This is a genomic window from Pseudarthrobacter sp. efr-133-R2A-89 (assembly GCF_030209315.1).
Lineage (GTDB): Bacteria > Actinomycetota > Actinomycetes > Actinomycetales > Micrococcaceae > Arthrobacter.
The window spans coordinates 245,709-259,778 of record NZ_JARVSE010000006.1; the positions used below are offsets into that span (position 1 = coordinate 245,709).

The following is a 14,070-nucleotide window of genomic DNA, read 5'->3' on the forward strand; positions in this document are numbered from 1 at the left end:
CGGCGCACTCCGCCCAGCTTAGCGGCGCCGCCGCACTAAGCTGGTGCCATGAGCTCTCCAGCCCCCGTGGTTCTCGTCTTCCTTGACCCTGCCTTCCCTGACGGCAGGGTGGCCGACGCCGCCAAACCGCAGCTCCTGGTCACGGACCTGGGCGTCACCCGGGGGGACGGGATCTTCGAAACCATGCTGGCTGTCGGCGGAGCGGTCCGGAAGATGCAGGCCCACCTGGACCGGCTCGCAGGCTCCGCCCGCGCGCTGGACCTCGAGATTCCCGGGCAGGACGTGTGGCAGCGCGCCATTGCGGCCGCCGTTGCCCGGCACCGCGCCGGGAACCCGCCGTCGAACGCTGATGCCGACGAACTGGTGGTCAAGCTGGTGGTGACCCGCGGCGTCGAGGGCGCCCCGGCCCCCACCGCCTGGGTGCAGGTCTCACCTGCCGGGGCGGCGGGCCGCCGCCAGCGGGAAACCGGCATCGACGTGATCCTGCTGGACCGCGGCTATGACAGTGACGTGGCCGAACGGGCCCCGTGGCTGCTCCTGGGTGCCAAGACGCTGTCCTACGCGGTGAACATGGCGGCCCTCCGGCACGCCCACAAGCAGGGCGCGGACGACGTCATCTTCACCTCATCCGACGGCCGCGTCCTGGAAGGGCCCACCTCCACAGTGCTGCTGGCGCACGTGGAAAAGTCCGACGACGGCACTGCGGTCAAGCGCCTCATCACGCCGCAGCTGGACAGCGGCATCCTGCCCGGAACGTCCCAGGGCGCGCTTTTCGCGGCGGCCAAGGCGGCGGGCTGGGAGCTGGGGTACGGCCCGTTGGAGCCCCGCGACCTGCTGGATGCGGATGCGGTCTGGCTGATCTCCAGCGTCCGTCTGCTGGCCCCGGTGAACCGGATCGACGGCAAGGAGATCGGCACGCCGGCCGTGCAGAAGGAACTGACTGCGGAATTAAGCGGGCTTTTCGCCGGGATCCAGTAGCCGCGCAACAGGGCCACCGGCCCCTTTTGCCCTCCCGGCTTCACCCGTAAGGTGTGGACCATGGACTCGCACAAGCTGCCGATCGAAAACCTTTCCTTTGACGACTGCTGGGAACTCCTCGCCAATGACACCGTGGGCAGGCTGGCCATCGTGGTGGACGAGCATCCCGAGATCTTTCCCGTGAACTACATCGTCCACCTGCGAAGCATCGTCTTCCGCACCGCGCCCGGTTCCAAGCTCTGGGGCGCCAAAATGGAGCGGCCGGCGGCGCTGGAGATCGACGGCTACGATCCCGCCACCGAAATGGCGTGGAGCGTGGTGGTGCGCGGCGATACCGGGATCATCGAGGACCAGGCGGTCAAGGACCAGGTGGACGGCCTCGGCCTGGAACCCTGGCAGCCCGGCGAAAAGGCCAACTACGTCCGGCTGAACGCCAAGGCGCTGACGGGCCGCAGGTTCCAGGTCAACCGGCCGGATGTCTGGAACACCCGCGTGCAGGACCGGCGCCGGGCCTCGTTCGAATAATGCTGCGCCGCCCGCTTCCGTCCTAACCGAGCGCTGCCGCCGCCTGCCGGGACAGCTGTGCTTCCAGTCCGGACAACAGGATGGTGAGCCCCTGGTCGAGCTCGCTGGCGCCGTCGTAATCCGCCAGCGCCGGGGCCAATGCCCGCAGGTTGGAAAATTCCTTGGCGGGGAGACGGTGGAGCCCCAGCCGCAGCAGCACCTCGTTCTCTTCGGGGTCCACCACGAACTCCTGCAGTTCGTTGAGGATGTGGCCGTAGAGGAAGCCGTAGTACACGCGGTAGACGTGCAGCGCGTCTGAGGGCTCGAACCCTGCCGACACCAGCAGGGAAAGGATCTTCTCCAGCGGCCGCAGCGTGCCCAGCGGCCGCAACCCGAGGGGCGTGGAGAGGGGCCTGGTCACCAACAGGGGCACCACGTTGGGATGCTTGAGTGCCAGGGCCCGCAGGTTGTGGGCGATCGCCCGCAACTGCGCCTTCCAGTCCGGATCATCCTGCTGGATGGTGAGCTGGTCGAGCACCAGTTCCGAAACCCCGTCGAGCAAGGCAGCCCGATTTTCCGCGTAGCGGTAAAGGCTCATCGGGTCCCTGCCGAGCTCCTGGCCCAGGCGGCGCATGGTCAATGCTTCGAGGCCTTCCGCATCCACCATTTCCAGCGCTTTTGCCAGCACGACGTCCCGGCTGAGCCTGGCCTTGGCCTTGCCGGTACCGGATGGTTTGGGGGAAGTCATGAATTTGTCCTCGCTGCGGACAACTGGCCCGAGTTCATTCGAGAGGGTTGCCTCATATGTAGTCTACGGGTAAAGTCTACAGTGTAGACAGGCGTTGACGGCGCTAATGATCCCGGTTTCTTTCACAGGATTAATCTATGGACCCGATTGCCAACAGTGCAGGGCATCGAGGTTCGCTGCTGTAGCCGAACGGCGGCGCCACGCACATAGCGAAGGGACGCCATCATGGCACATTCCCAGTTTGATCTCTTTCTCCAAGACGCCACCTACTTCGACCAGACCTCCGAGTCCACTCTGGAACGCGACCGCTTCTACGGCCTGTACATGAGCTGGTGCTTCATCAACCAGCACCAGCCGGGTACGGAAACGACCTTCTGGTCGGCCATGAAAACCCGGCTGCCGGGCAGCCGCAAGGGCTTGCGCATGAAGGGGCCGGCTGCCGCCGACTACATCGTGTCCTCGTATCCCGAGCTGGTCTAGGACACAAACGCTGCGGGGGCTTCCCAGTCCCTGCCTGGCAATGACGTAAATGCTGTGGCACCCACCGTGCCGCAGCATTTTTCATCCCCGGGCCATATGGGCCAGGTGGGGATGCGGCCTAGGTGGGAATGATCCGGAACAGGAACCTGGTGCGGACCATCACCCACAGCAGGCCCAGCACCACGGCGTATGCCACGGTGTTGAGGAAGATACTCTCCTGCTGGAGTGCGGGGATATTGGCCACGACGGCGATCAGCACCACATGCATGATGAAGACATAGAGCGTTGCGCGGCCGAGCGGGATCAGGAACCAGCCCAGGGCCCGCTCAACCGGCTTCCAGTAGGCGCTGAGGAACGCATACGCCGCCACCACCAGGAAGACGACATTGAGCAGGCGGCCCGGGGCCAGGTAGGTCCGGCCAAAGAGGGCGTCATATATGGCCCGGTAGGTGGCGTCCGGCATCAGCGCCAGCCGGACGTCGTAGTTGTTGGCCAAGTAGGGGTTGCCCCAGGAGAGGAAGGCCAGGGCGAATGCGGCCACCGTGCAGGCTGCCACCACCCAGGCATGTGCCGACAACCACGCGATAATGCTGCGCCGGTGGTATCCCACCACCAGCCCCAGCACGAACAGCACCTGCCACACCAGCAGCGGAAACGAGTCCTCGAACTGGGACGGCAGGATCCGGAACCTGGTTCCGGCTCCCACGGCATACACCGCCAGCGATACCGCCAGGACCCACACGGCCTTTCCGCGGTTCAGGAGCGCCAGGATCAGGGGGCTGACCAGGAGAAGCACCACGTACAGGCCCATGACGTTGAACTGCCAGGGCCCGAACTGCAGCAGCAGGATGGCCGGCAGGACCTGGGGCGGCACCGGGAACTGGAACAGCGATGACATCCCGGCGTAGAGGTCGTACGTCCTGCCGGCACCGTTATGCCCGGCCCCGCCGGTCCCCTGGTCCACGAACGTGGTCAGGGCCTCGGTGTGGAAGAACGGAAGCTGCGCAATGAGGAAGACGCCGATCATCACCGACAGCGCGGTCACATAGAGCTTCCCCGCCCGGCGGGATGTGAGGTCCACAACCTTGCCGAAGTCTGCCCTTGCCTTCGGCCCGTAGACCATGCCCACCACCAGGCCGGAGAACAGCACGAAGAGTTCGGCACCGGAAACGAAGCCCACGGCCTCCTGGGTGAGCAGCTGGAACAGCGAGACCAGGCCCAGGTGGTTGACCACCACGAAGACAATGGCCATCCCGCGCAGCAAATCCACGCGCGAGTCCCTGTTTCCCGGGTCCTGGTAGCTCCACGCGGTGGCGGCGTTGACCCGGCGTGGAATCTGCCACAGCGCCGCCAGGAGGATGGCCATCGCCACGGCAACGGTCCAGACCGCTGCCCCGGACAGCGTGTTGGCCCGGACATACGATCCGTCCGCGGCCACGTCGGTGACCGGCCCGGTGACCACGGCGGAGGACTTCAGCCGGTCCAGCGCGGCTTTGGCGATTGCGGGATTTCCGGTGAGCAGCCAGTCGATGCTGGCCACGCCGGTATCCCTGGTGCTGGTGCGCTCGTCCCACACCACCGCTGCTGTCCTGGCGAAAGCCGGCGAGGTGGCGGTACCCACCACCTGGTCCCACCAGGCCGTCTTGATATCCGCCTCCGGCGGTCCGCCGGCAGCAGGGCTGTAGAACGCCGATGTCTGGAGCAGGAACGGCTTCTTGCGGGCCTCCGCATAGGCATTGTAGAAGTCCTCGCCGCCCGAGCCGGTCAGCATCTCCTGGAGTTCACCGGCACGCGGCACGGTGTTGACGGCAGCCCCGCCGGCGGTGTCGTCATGGTAGGCAGTCAGGCCCACCCAGTCCACGGCGTCGTCCCCCGGATAGTAGGGGGCGTAGGCGGCATCGGAGCCGTTCCAGGCGCCGTCGCCATTGGTGTCGAGGAGGGCGAAGCCGTCACTTCCCGGCTGCGGGGCATTCCGGCTCCGGTCAAAGGGGTAGTCCTTGCCCAGGTACGGCGCCCAGACCATGGCGGCCCGGCCGCCGTCGTCCTTCCTGACCGCTGCCGCGACCGCCTTGAAGGCTTCCCGGTAGGCGCCCGGCTGCTGCCCCCAGGGCACCCAGCTCGAGTTCATGTCCGGGGCAAACCGGACCAACAGCCGGCCCTTGAACCCGAAGGTCAGGTCGCGGACCTTGCCGGCGAAGGCTTCCGCTTCGGAGACGCCGATCTGGTCCAGCGGCACGGTGGGCTTCACGGTGAGCATGGCGTGGGCGCCCTTGGCCGCGGCCTGCTGCAGGAAGCCCTCAATGTTGTTCCGGTCCGAGTCGCGGAACGGAAGAGCGATGTCGTGGCCAAACACTGCCGGGCTCGCCCCCAGCCGGTCGGAGAATCCAGCGGCGGTATCCTCACCCCATTCAAGGACGGCACCCAGCCAGGGCTTGCCCTGGTCCGGTACCGCGGAGGCCGCCTGCGCGGCACCGGCGGGCGCCAGCAGCGCCAGAAGCACGACGACGGCGGCGGCCAGGAAAGCCCCGAGGGAACGGTGACGGGCACGACGACGGCCAGCCTGGTGGTGCGATATTGCTGCTCGCATGCTGGCAAGACCCCCCGGTACTCCCACTGTGACGGCAGGGCGGCGCCCCGGTAGAAACTTTATCGGTCCCGCGGCCCCGCCGGGTTTCCGTGACGCGGTGGTCGCGGGCTCTCAATTACGGAACATGACGACGGCGGCCGTGCGGCTTGGCGGCGCAGGTGTTACGTTTTTGGGGAGTAATGAGTACCGGTGTTAAGCCCTGACTGGCCGGTCGGCAACCCTCCTCTCGCGGCGGGGTGCCTCAGGTGAATACTTGGCATATCGACCGATTCGAGCTGCAAGCGTGAAAGAAGGAGATCCGTCGTGTCTGACGCACCCGCCCCTGACGAAAAATTGTCCTACCGCCTGATTACAGGCCCGGACGACCGCTCCTTCTGCGAGCGGATCTCGGCTGCGCTTGCGGACGGTTATGTCCTGCACGGCAGCCCGGCGGCGACTTTCAACGGCAGCAGCGTCATCGTGGCCCAGGCCGTTGTCCTCCCGGCCGCCATCGCGTCGGCAGACGCCGCGGTGGCCACGGCCGTTGACGACCTGGAAGGCGAGTTCGACGGCGAGGGCCACGCATGAGCTACGCGGGAGACCTGACGCCGCAGGAAGCCTGGGCCAAGCTGGAGCAGGGCGCCATCCTGGTGGACGTCCGCACCGAGGGCGAATGGGCCCACATCGGCATTCCGGATACGAAGGCAACGGACAACGATCCCCTCTTCATCCAGTGGACCTTCCCCGGCGGCATCCCCAACCCCGATTTCGTGAAGGACCTCAAGGAGCAGGCGCCCGAGGACCCCGGCGCGGAGCTGGTGTTCCTGTGCCGCTCGGGCCAGCGATCCATCGCCGCGGCCGTGGCGGCCACCCAGGCCGGCTTCACTTCCTACAACGTCCTGGAGGGCTTCGAGGGGGAACCTGACCGCTACGGCGAACGGACCGTCAACGGCTGGAAGAACCGCGGCCTGCCCACCAACCTCGGAAAGAACTAAGTGACCTTCAATCAAGACGCCCCCGGCTGGAACCCCGACACCCAGGCCGTCCGCGGCGGGCTGGACCGCACCAACTTCCAGGAAACCTCCGAGGCCATCTTCCTGAATTCCGGGTTCGTCTACGAATCCGCGGCCGCAGCCGAACGCGCCTTCACCGGCGAGGACGAGCGCTTCGTGTACTCGCGCTACGGCAACCCGTCCGTGGCCACCTTCCAGGAACGGCTCAGGCTGCTGGAAGGCACCGAGGCCTGCTTCGCGACGGCGTCGGGCATGTCCGCGGTGTTCACCGCTTTGGGCGCGCTGCTCGCGGCCGGTGACCGTGTGGTGGCCGCCCGGTCACTCTTCGGGTCGTGCTTCGTGATCCTGAACGAGATCCTGCCGCGGTGGGGCGTGGAAACGGTCTTCGTCGACGGCCCGGACCTGGACCAGTGGCGCGAGGCCCTGTCCAAGCCCACCACCGCCGTCTTCTTCGAATCCCCGTCCAACCCGATGCAGGAAATCGTGGACATCGCGGCGGTGAGCGAGCTGGCCCACGCCGCCGGCGCCAAGGTAGTTGCGGACAACGTCTTCGCCACTCCCCTGCTGCAGCGCTGCGGGGACCTCGGCGCGGACGTCATCGTGTACTCCGGCACCAAGCACATCGACGGGCAGGGCCGGGTCCTGGGCGGCGCCATCCTTGGCACCAAGGAGTTCATCGACGGCCCGGTCAAGCAGCTGATGCGCCACACCGGTCCGGCCCTTTCGGCGTTCAACGCCTGGGTCCTGACCAAGGGCCTGGAAACCATGAGCCTGCGCGTCCGGCACTCCTCGGCCACCGCCCTGCGGCTCGCCGAGTGGCTCGAGGAGCAGCCTGCCGTGAGCTGGGTGAAGTACCCGCTGCTGAAATCGCACCCGCAGTATGAGCTGGCGGCGAAGCAGATGAGTGCCGGCGGCACGGTCCTCACCCTTGAGCTGGCGCCCTCGGGCGGGCGCTCCGGCAAGGAGGCCGCCTTCGCCCTGTTGGACGGCCTGCGGATCATCGACATCTCCAACAACCTCGGCGATTCGAAGTCCCTGATCACACACCCCGCCACCACCACGCACCGCGCCATGGGGCCGGAGGGGCGGGCCGCCATTGGCTTGAGCGACGGCGTGGTCCGGCTGTCCGTGGGGCTCGAGGACGCGGACGACCTCATCCGCGACCTGGAACAGGCCCTGAAGCAGATCTAAGGCGTCAGGCCTGGCGGACCCGCAGGAGTTCCGGAGTGTCTTCCACGTCGGAAAGATCCAGGGCGCCGCGCATGGTGACGTCAACGGCGTGCCGGACCACTGCCCCGAAACCCATATCCTCGGGAGGCGGTCCGGCCAGCGCCCTGTCGCGGGCCCGGCGCTGTTCGGCGGCCCCTGTCCCGCGGGCGATGATGTGCTCCACGCCCTGCCGGGCCAAGGCCAGTTCGCCCTGCGCCTGTAGGACAGGTGCCAGGTAGTCCACCAGGGAACGGGCTACGTCCGCGGCCGGGGCCGGGCGGAAGTTCCCAAAGTCCAGGAGCTCGCCGCTGAGTCCCGAACTGCTGGCCTGCCAGGAGGCCATCCGCAGCAGGACAGTGGGCACGGGCGCCGGGTCCACGCCCTCGCGCCATTCCCTGCCGGCTGATTCCACCAGGGCGCGGACCAGCACGGCGATCAAGGCTGCATCCTCGGCGCGGAGGCAGACGTCCGCCACCCGCACCTCAACCGTCGGGTGGTTCCGGGAGAGCCGCGCGTCGAAATACAGCATCCCTTCATCGAGCATCACGCCGGTGTCCAGCAGCCGGGTGACCACCCTCCTGTACGCGGGGTACGTCCCGTAGATCGCGGCCGGACCGGACGTCGGCCACCGGTTCCAGGCCTGGGTGCGGTAGCTTTCGAAACCGGTGGGGACGCCGTTCCAGTACGGCGAGTTGGCGCTCAACGCCGTCAGGACCGCCAGCTTGTCGCGGATCCGGTCCAGGACCGCCACGCCCTCTTCCGGCGATTCGATGTAGGTGTGCACGTGGAATCCGCAGGTCAGCTGCTCCTGCGCAGTGAGGCCAAAGCGCTCCAGCATCCTGGCGTAGCGCGGGTCCGGCGTGGTGTGGCTGGTGGATGCCAGCGGCGACGTGGCCAGCGCAGCCACTCTGGCGCCGTGTTTGGCCGCCGCCTGGTTGGCCATGGCGCGGCCGGCCCTGATCTGCTCGAGCAGGGCCCCGGACTCCAGGCAGGGCTTGGTCTGCGTCTCGATCTGCTCAAGCTTCAGCTCGGCACTGAGGCCCATCTCGTCGTCGTGATCCGCCTGCTTCCCGGAGTGGTGGAGGTCCGGGTCCACCGGGAGATCGTCCGCGGCCACACGGTGCCCGGCGAGGAGGGCGTCCGCCAGGGCAAGCGGCTCCCCGGACTCCGGATCAACAATCAGGAGTTCTTCCTCGACGCCGAAAGTACGCATACGAACATTCTGCGTCAGGGGCCGGAAATTCCGGGCGCCGCTGGTGATCATGACGAAGCATGAACGCCTAGTCCTGGAAGTACTCCACCTTGGCGCCGATGGTGTTGAGGCGCTCCGCCAGGTCCTCATAGCCGCGTTCAATGACGTAGATGTTGCGCAGCTCAGAGACGCCCCGCGCGGCGAGCATGGCCAGCAGCAGGCAGGCGGCAGGCCGGAGCGCCGGCGGGCAGCCCACCTCGGCGGCACGCCACTTGGTGGGTCCGTTGACGTAGATCCGGTGCGGGTCCAGCAGCTGCACCTGCGCACCGAGCCGGTTCAGCTCCGTCAGGTAGATGGCCCGGTTTTCGTAGACCCAGTCGTGGATCATGGTCTGCCCGTGGGCGTTCGCGGCGATCACGGCGAAGAAGGGCAGGTTGTCGATGTTCAACCCGGGGAACGGCATGGGGTGGATCTTGTCCTCGGGGGCTCGCAGCTCCGACGGCTTGGTGGTCACGTCCACCAGCCGGGTGCGGCCGTTGCGGGCCATATATTCGCCGGAGATTTCGAGCTTCTGCCCCATCTGGCCCAAGGTGGCCAACTCGATTTCCATGAACTCGATGGGTACCCGCCGGACCGTGACCTCGGAATTGGTGACGATGCCGGCCGTAATCAGGCTCATGGCCTCAATCGGGTCCTCGGACGGGAAATACTCGATCTCGGCGTCGATCACCGGCCTGCCGGTGATCCGGAGCGTGGTGGTTCCCACGCCCTCGATGGCCACCCCGAGCATCTGCAGGTAAAAGCACAGGTCCTGCACCATGTAGTTGGGGCTGGCGTTGCGGATCACGGTTGTTCCCGGCCGGTGGGCCGCCGCCATGATCGCATTCTCGGTAACGGTGTCCCCCCGTTCGGTGAGGACAAACGAACGGTCCCGGGTGTCCGCGGGAGGCGCCTGGACCGTGTAGAAACCTGCGGTGGCTTCCACCGAGAGCCCGAATTCGCGCAGTGCCTGCATGTGGGGTTCCACCGTGCGGGTCCCGAGGTCGCAGCCGCCGGCGTAGGGCAGCCGGTACTCCCGTGACTCGTCCAGGAGGGGGCCAAGCAGCATGATGACGCTGCGGGTGCGGCGGGCCGCGTCCACGTCCATCCCTTCCAGGTCAAGGACGGCCGGCCGGCGCAGGCGGAGATCGGTGTCGTTGAGCCAGGTGCATTCCACGCCGATGCTGGTCAGCACTTCAACGATGCGGTTGACTTCTTCGATCCGGGCGAGGCGGCGGAGCACGGTGGTGCCCCGGTTGATCAGGCTGGCGCACAACAGTGCCACGCCGGCGTTCTTGCTGCTGTTGACGTCCACCGCGCCGGAGAGGGTACGTCCGCCCTCCACCCGCAGGTGCGTCATCCGGGGTTTGCCCACGTTGACGATGCTCCGGTCGAAGATGTTCTCCAGCCGCTGGATCATCTTGAGGCTGAGGTTCTGCTTGCCTTGTTCCATCCGGGCGACGGCGCTTTGGCTGGTACCGAGTTCGGAAGCCAACTGGCCCTGGGTCCAGCCCTTCTCGCTCCGGGCGTTCCTCAACATGGCGGCGACGTGGCCGGCGGTCTCCTGAGTCATGACGAAAATATATCATGGATGAGATAGCAGGGCCGGGAACTGTCATTCGAGGGCTTTTCCGGGGTAACCTACCCGCTACATGCGATAGTACCGCCAGGTAACCCCGTTAGCTGCCCAACCACACCATGTTCCAACGGCCCGCGGCAAGCGCCGCACCAAGGGCACACCCCGCGATCAGGACGCCGCCGCCCACCACCCACAGGTCCAGGACACTGAACGTTGATTCCCGCGCCCAAGTCCGTTGCCCGCCGCCGAAACCCCGCGCCTCCATGGTCACGGCAAGCCTCGACGCACGGCGGATCGCCTGCACCAGGAGCCCGAAACTCTGCCCCAGGGTCGCCTTTACCCGCTGGACCACGTTGCCGCTCGACCCCACGCCGCGGGCACGCCGGGCCATGCCGATGGTCTGCCATTCCTCGGCCATGAGCCCCACCAAGCGCATCGCCGCCAGCGTTCCCAGGACGAACCGGTGCGGCAGGCGCGCCTTCTGTGCCAGCGCATCGGCAAGGTCCGTCGGATCGGTACAGCTCATCAGGAGCACCGCCGGAAGGGCAATCGCGAAGCCCCGCAGCAGGAAGCCGATGCCCAGCTGGAGGGAGCCTTCGCTCATGGTCCAGATGCCGGCGTCGAGCAGGATCCTCCCGCTGTCCGGCGCCAGGATGGAGGTGCTCCAGCCGCCGATGGCGGCGGCGAGGATCAGCGGCCAGCCCCGCTGCCAGAGCAGGGACACGGTGAGGCCGGCCAGGGGAAACAGCATCAGCTCGAAGACCAGGGCCACGGACGCGGACACCCAGTCGATGGACAGTGCCAGGACCGCGGTGATCAGTACCACGGCGGCAAACTTGCTCAGTGGGTTGGCCCGGGCAAGGAGGGCACGGTTGCCGTCCAGGGTCAGCTGCTGCCTCATGGCGCCACCGGTTCCGCAGCGGCCATCCGCAGCTCGGCTCCGCCCAAAGCCTGGGTGAATTCGGCGTCGTGGGTCACGGACACCACGGCCGTGCCGGCGTCCAGGAGTTCGGACAGGAACGAGGCCAGCTCTGCCCAGGTGTTGGCGTCCTGCCCGAACGTCGGCTCGTCCAGGACCAGCACCTGCGGGCTGGCGGCAAGGACCGTGGCCACGGACAGCCGCCGCTTCTCCCCGCCGGACAATGTGTAGGGGTTGGCGTCCACCAGCCGGGTGAGCCGCAGCCGCTCCAGCAGTTCCTCCACCCGGTCCTCGCCGTGGCCCAGGTGCCGCGGCCCGAACCGCAGCTCGTCAAGCACCTTGCCGGTCACGAACTGGTGCTCAGGCTCCTGGAACACGGTGCCCACCCGTGAGATCAACTGCTCGGCCTTCCACGCGTAGGGGTCGATCCCGGCACCGCGGCTAAGGTCCACAGTGGCGGACACCTTTCCGGCCACCGGTTCAAGGAGCCCGGCAAGGGTCAGTGCGAACGTTGATTTCCCGGCGCCGTTCGGGCCGGTGACGGCCAGCGCCTGGCCGGCCCGGACCTGCGCGGCAACACCCTCCTGGACAGGGACCGGCGGGATTTTCCGGAAGCCTTTGCGGCGGGGACGCTCGCGGGAGACGGCCAGGTCTTCGGCTGCCAGCAGGAGATTGCCGGTTCCGGCGGCAGGGATGGCGGACCGGCGGCGGGTGGCTGGCACATACCCCGGCACCCAGACTCCGGCTGCCGTCAGCATGGCCCGGGCCTCGCCGAGCACCCGGTCCGGAGGTCCGTCCAGGAGCACGGCGGGATCCGAGGCGGAGCCCGGCTGCAGGACCACGATCCGGTCCACCAGGTCCTTCCAGACGGAAACCCGGTGCTCCACCACCACCAGGGTGGCACCGGTCTTGTCCAGGCAGCGTGCCACGGCGTCACGGACCTCCAGGACGCCGTCCGGGTCGAGGTTGGCGGTGGGCTCATCCAGCAGGATCAGCCCGGGGCGCATCGCCAGGATGCCCGCCAGCGCCAGGCGCTGTTTCTGCCCGCCGGAGAGGGCCGACGTCGGGTGGTCCAGCGGGAGGTGGGACAGTCCGACGTCGGCAAGCGCCTCGTGCACGCGCGCCCAGATGGCGTCGCGGGGCACGGCAAGGTTCTCGGCGCCGAAGGCGACGTCATCCCCCACCCGGGAGAGGACCACCTGGGTCTCCGGGTCCTGCTGCATGAGGCCGGACCGGCCTCGACGCTCGCGGGGTGGAGCGCCGTCGACCAGCAACGAACCGGACTCGTCCGCGTCGCCGGCCTCGCCGTCGTCGTTAATGTCGCCCAGGACCCCGGCGAGGGCATGCAGGAGCGTCGATTTCCCGGCACCCGAGGGACCGAGCAGGAGTACCCGCTCGCCGGGGCGGATATCGAGGTCGAGGGCGTGGACTGCAGGTTTGGCCCTGCCGGCATGCCGCCAGCCCCAGCCGCGGGCCGTGATGGCGGCAGGGCGCACGCCTCCTGCGGCGTCCTGGGAGGGCGCCATCAGGAGAAGACTGGCTCCGTTGCAGCCTTGCGGGACGCGAAGGAGCTCAACACGCCGGTGCGGGCCAGGCCGCGGGTAGCGAGCCAGGACAATGCGCCCGCCAGCACGGCGCCGGACACCGTGGTCAGGACGATGTAGGCGAGCTTGTCCGCCCCGGAGTAGGCAATGTTCCAACCCCAGGGTGCGAATGAGTCATTCAGGCCGCAGAAGAATCCAGCGGCCGCCCCCGCCAAGAGGGAGACGGGCAGGTTGAACTTGCGGTAGACGAAAACCGCGAAGATGATTTCCGCGCCCAACCCCTGGATGAAACCGGAGAAAAGGACTGAGGCGCCATACTGGGAACCCATCAGGAGCTCGCCCGTTGCGGCCACGGTTTCGCAGAACAGGGCGGCTCCGGGTTTGCGGATGATGAGCATTCCCAGCACGCCGGGAATCATCCAGCCGCCGGCCAGGATCCCGGTCAGGGGCGGGTAGGCGGCGTTCATGGGGGCCGACAGGGCGGCGGCGCCCTGGTCCCAGGCCCAGAAAATGACTCCACCGGCGATGGCCACCAGGGCCGCCACCACGATGTCGACGACGCGCCAGGACTTACTGGTGGTCTTCTTGATTGCAGCAGTACTCATGTGATCCTCCTGGGTAACAGGAGGGGAAAGTGGCTCCGGCTGGCGGACCGTTGCCGGTCCGGCCGGACACTTTGAGAACTCGACTCCCTTGCGCCGGTACTAACCGGATCAGGTTCGAGGGTCTGCGGCTGTCCCGCACTCTCAGCGCCCACCTGCGGTTCCCGGCATGGCCAGGTTGTCCGACGGCGGCGCTCCCCTGTCGTTTTTAAATGTTGATGTTCGCGTATAAATACTGCCCGGTTTGGGCGTGGTCAAGTTTACACCTGGCAGAGGCCGGGCGGCGGCCATGACGGCTAATGCGCCGGATGTGACCGCGACCCGCCGTCAGCGGCCCGGCGAGGATGCCGGCCATGCCCTTGCCCGGACCAGTCCGGCTGTACGGCTAGGCTGGAGGCAGTCCGTTTTCCGCCCGCAAGGAGTACTAGGAATGAACCTCTTCATCAAGCTGCTCGGTACCGGGGTGAGCCTGGGCGCAGGCCTGGTCGGCACCAAGCTCGTCAACACCATCTGGGAGAAGACCACCGGTCAGAAGCCGCCCAGCGGCAAGGGCGAGGACGTGCCCACCAGCCTGCGGTCGGCATTGACGTTCGCACTGATCTCCGCCTCCGTCAGCGCCATCATCCAGGTCCTGGCCAACCGGGGCACCCAGCGCGCCATCACCCGCTTCGCCAAGACGCAGGACATCGTCTAGCTG

Annotated in this window: 14 protein-coding genes and 2 riboswitches; of the genes, 7 read left to right on the top strand and 7 right to left on the bottom strand. The window is 67.4% G+C overall.

Features of this window, described 5'->3' with window-relative positions; genetic code table 11:
• The first annotated feature begins 48 nt into the window (after positions 1 to 48).
• Positions 49 to 978 carry an aminodeoxychorismate lyase gene (locus tag QRM95_RS12780; RefSeq protein WP_285247953.1) on the top strand — a complete coding sequence of 310 codons (930 nt, stop codon included), beginning with the start codon at positions 49 to 51 and terminating at the stop codon, positions 976 to 978.
• Between the two features lie 60 nt (positions 979 to 1,038).
• Positions 1,039 to 1,503: a pyridoxamine 5'-phosphate oxidase family protein gene (locus QRM95_RS12785; RefSeq protein ID WP_109045511.1), complete on the top strand. Its 465-nt coding sequence runs from the start codon at positions 1,039 to 1,041 to the stop codon at positions 1,501 to 1,503.
• Between the two features lie 22 nt (positions 1,504 to 1,525).
• Here QRM95_RS12785 and QRM95_RS12790 read toward each other — a convergent pair whose 3' ends face one another.
• Positions 1,526 to 2,230 (bottom strand): TetR/AcrR family transcriptional regulator C-terminal domain-containing protein, encoded by a 705-nt coding sequence (locus QRM95_RS12790; RefSeq protein WP_285247954.1) that lies wholly within the window; start codon positions 2,228 to 2,230, stop codon positions 1,526 to 1,528.
• A 225-nt stretch (positions 2,231 to 2,455) separates the two neighbouring features.
• Here QRM95_RS12790 and QRM95_RS12795 point away from each other — a divergent pair, with 225 nt between their 5' ends.
• A complete protein-coding gene (locus QRM95_RS12795) occupies positions 2,456 to 2,710 on the top strand; it encodes a hypothetical protein (protein ID WP_285247955.1) in 255 nt (84 codons plus the stop codon).
• Between the two features lie 118 nt (positions 2,711 to 2,828).
• Here QRM95_RS12795 and opgC read toward each other — a convergent pair whose 3' ends face one another.
• Positions 2,829 to 5,297 carry an OpgC domain-containing protein gene (opgC, locus tag QRM95_RS12800; RefSeq protein ID WP_285247956.1) on the bottom strand — a complete coding sequence of 823 codons (2,469 nt, stop codon included), beginning with the start codon at positions 5,295 to 5,297 and terminating at the stop codon, positions 2,829 to 2,831.
• Between the two features lie 175 nt (positions 5,298 to 5,472).
• Positions 5,473 to 5,587, top strand: a riboswitch (SAM riboswitch).
• A gap of 13 nt (positions 5,588 to 5,600) precedes the next feature.
• On the opposite strand from opgC, the gene QRM95_RS12805 reads away from it, so the two are divergent.
• Genes QRM95_RS12805 through QRM95_RS12815 form a run of 3 tightly spaced genes read left to right on the top strand, consistent with a single transcriptional unit; the run spans position 5,601 to position 7,480 of the window.
• On the top strand, positions 5,601 to 5,864 hold the full coding sequence (locus QRM95_RS12805) for a DUF1737 domain-containing protein (RefSeq protein WP_018760735.1): 264 nt from the start codon (positions 5,601 to 5,603) through the stop codon (positions 5,862 to 5,864).
• Positions 5,861 to 6,271, top strand: coding sequence for a rhodanese-like domain-containing protein (locus QRM95_RS12810; RefSeq protein ID WP_018760734.1), 411 nt, complete (start codon positions 5,861 to 5,863; stop codon positions 6,269 to 6,271). Before QRM95_RS12805 ends, QRM95_RS12810 begins: the two co-directional genes overlap by 4 nt.
• The gene (locus QRM95_RS12815) at positions 6,272 to 7,480 is read left to right on the top strand and encodes an O-succinylhomoserine sulfhydrylase (RefSeq protein WP_285247957.1); all 1,209 of its coding nucleotides are present in this window, start codon (positions 6,272 to 6,274) and stop codon (positions 7,478 to 7,480) included. It begins immediately after the preceding gene.
• A gap of 4 nt (positions 7,481 to 7,484) precedes the next feature.
• Here the strand turns inward: QRM95_RS12815 and QRM95_RS12820 are convergent, their stop codons facing one another.
• The 5 genes from QRM95_RS12820 to QRM95_RS12840 all read right to left on the bottom strand — a co-directional run bounded on the left by QRM95_RS12820 (position 7,485) and on the right by QRM95_RS12840 (position 13,376).
• Complete coding sequence (locus QRM95_RS12820; protein WP_285247958.1) at positions 7,485 to 8,711, bottom strand: glutamate--cysteine ligase 2; 1,227 nt, start codon at positions 8,709 to 8,711, stop codon at positions 7,485 to 7,487.
• A gap of 67 nt (positions 8,712 to 8,778) precedes the next feature.
• Positions 8,779 to 10,302: a UDP-N-acetylglucosamine 1-carboxyvinyltransferase gene (locus tag QRM95_RS12825; RefSeq protein ID WP_285247959.1), complete on the bottom strand. Its 1,524-nt coding sequence runs from the start codon at positions 10,300 to 10,302 to the stop codon at positions 8,779 to 8,781.
• A 106-nt stretch (positions 10,303 to 10,408) separates the two neighbouring features.
• Positions 10,409 to 11,209, bottom strand: coding sequence for an energy-coupling factor transporter transmembrane component T family protein (locus QRM95_RS12830; RefSeq protein WP_285247960.1), 801 nt, complete (start codon positions 11,207 to 11,209; stop codon positions 10,409 to 10,411).
• Positions 11,206 to 12,753 (bottom strand): ABC transporter ATP-binding protein, encoded by a 1,548-nt coding sequence (locus QRM95_RS12835; protein WP_285247961.1) that lies wholly within the window; start codon positions 12,751 to 12,753, stop codon positions 11,206 to 11,208. The genes QRM95_RS12830 and QRM95_RS12835 overlap by 4 nt, the downstream gene beginning before the upstream one ends.
• Positions 12,753 to 13,376, bottom strand: coding sequence for an ECF transporter S component (locus QRM95_RS12840; RefSeq protein ID WP_285247962.1), 624 nt, complete (start codon positions 13,374 to 13,376; stop codon positions 12,753 to 12,755). The genes QRM95_RS12835 and QRM95_RS12840 overlap by 1 nt, the downstream gene beginning before the upstream one ends.
• 67 nt (positions 13,377 to 13,443) lie before the next feature.
• Positions 13,444 to 13,584, bottom strand: a riboswitch (TPP riboswitch).
• Between the two features lie 219 nt (positions 13,585 to 13,803).
• Between QRM95_RS12840 and QRM95_RS12845 the strand changes: the two genes are divergently transcribed.
• Positions 13,804 to 14,067 carry a DUF4235 domain-containing protein gene (locus tag QRM95_RS12845; RefSeq protein WP_285247963.1) on the top strand — a complete coding sequence of 88 codons (264 nt, stop codon included), beginning with the start codon at positions 13,804 to 13,806 and terminating at the stop codon, positions 14,065 to 14,067.
• The last annotated feature ends 3 nt before the right edge of the window (positions 14,068 to 14,070 follow it).

What these genes read in the sequence shown, in the direction of transcription:
- QRM95_RS12780 (WP_285247953.1), top strand. Translation starts at nt 49, where the DNA reads ATGAGCTCTCCAGCCCCCGTGGTTCTCGTCTTCCTTGACCCTGCCTTC.
- QRM95_RS12830 (WP_285247960.1), bottom strand. Translation starts at nt 11,209, where the DNA reads ATGAGGCAGCAGCTGACCCTGGACGGCAACCGTGCCCTCCTTGCCCGG.
- opgC (WP_285247956.1), bottom strand. Translation starts at nt 5,297, where the DNA reads ATGCGAGCAGCAATATCGCACCACCAGGCTGGCCGTCGTCGTGCCCGT.
- QRM95_RS12785 (WP_109045511.1), top strand. Translation starts at nt 1,039, where the DNA reads ATGGACTCGCACAAGCTGCCGATCGAAAACCTTTCCTTTGACGACTGC.
- QRM95_RS12845 (WP_285247963.1), top strand. Translation starts at nt 13,804, where the DNA reads ATGAACCTCTTCATCAAGCTGCTCGGTACCGGGGTGAGCCTGGGCGCA.
- QRM95_RS12810 (WP_018760734.1), top strand. Translation starts at nt 5,861, where the DNA reads ATGAGCTACGCGGGAGACCTGACGCCGCAGGAAGCCTGGGCCAAGCTG.
- QRM95_RS12790 (WP_285247954.1), bottom strand. Translation starts at nt 2,230, where the DNA reads ATGACTTCCCCCAAACCATCCGGTACCGGCAAGGCCAAGGCCAGGCTC.
- QRM95_RS12840 (WP_285247962.1), bottom strand. Translation starts at nt 13,376, where the DNA reads ATGAGTACTGCTGCAATCAAGAAGACCACCAGTAAGTCCTGGCGCGTC.
- QRM95_RS12835 (WP_285247961.1), bottom strand. Translation starts at nt 12,753, where the DNA reads ATGGCGCCCTCCCAGGACGCCGCAGGAGGCGTGCGCCCTGCCGCCATC.
- QRM95_RS12820 (WP_285247958.1), bottom strand. Translation starts at nt 8,711, where the DNA reads ATGCGTACTTTCGGCGTCGAGGAAGAACTCCTGATTGTTGATCCGGAG.
- QRM95_RS12795 (WP_285247955.1), top strand. Translation starts at nt 2,456, where the DNA reads ATGGCACATTCCCAGTTTGATCTCTTTCTCCAAGACGCCACCTACTTC.
- QRM95_RS12825 (WP_285247959.1), bottom strand. Translation starts at nt 10,302, where the DNA reads ATGACTCAGGAGACCGCCGGCCACGTCGCCGCCATGTTGAGGAACGCC.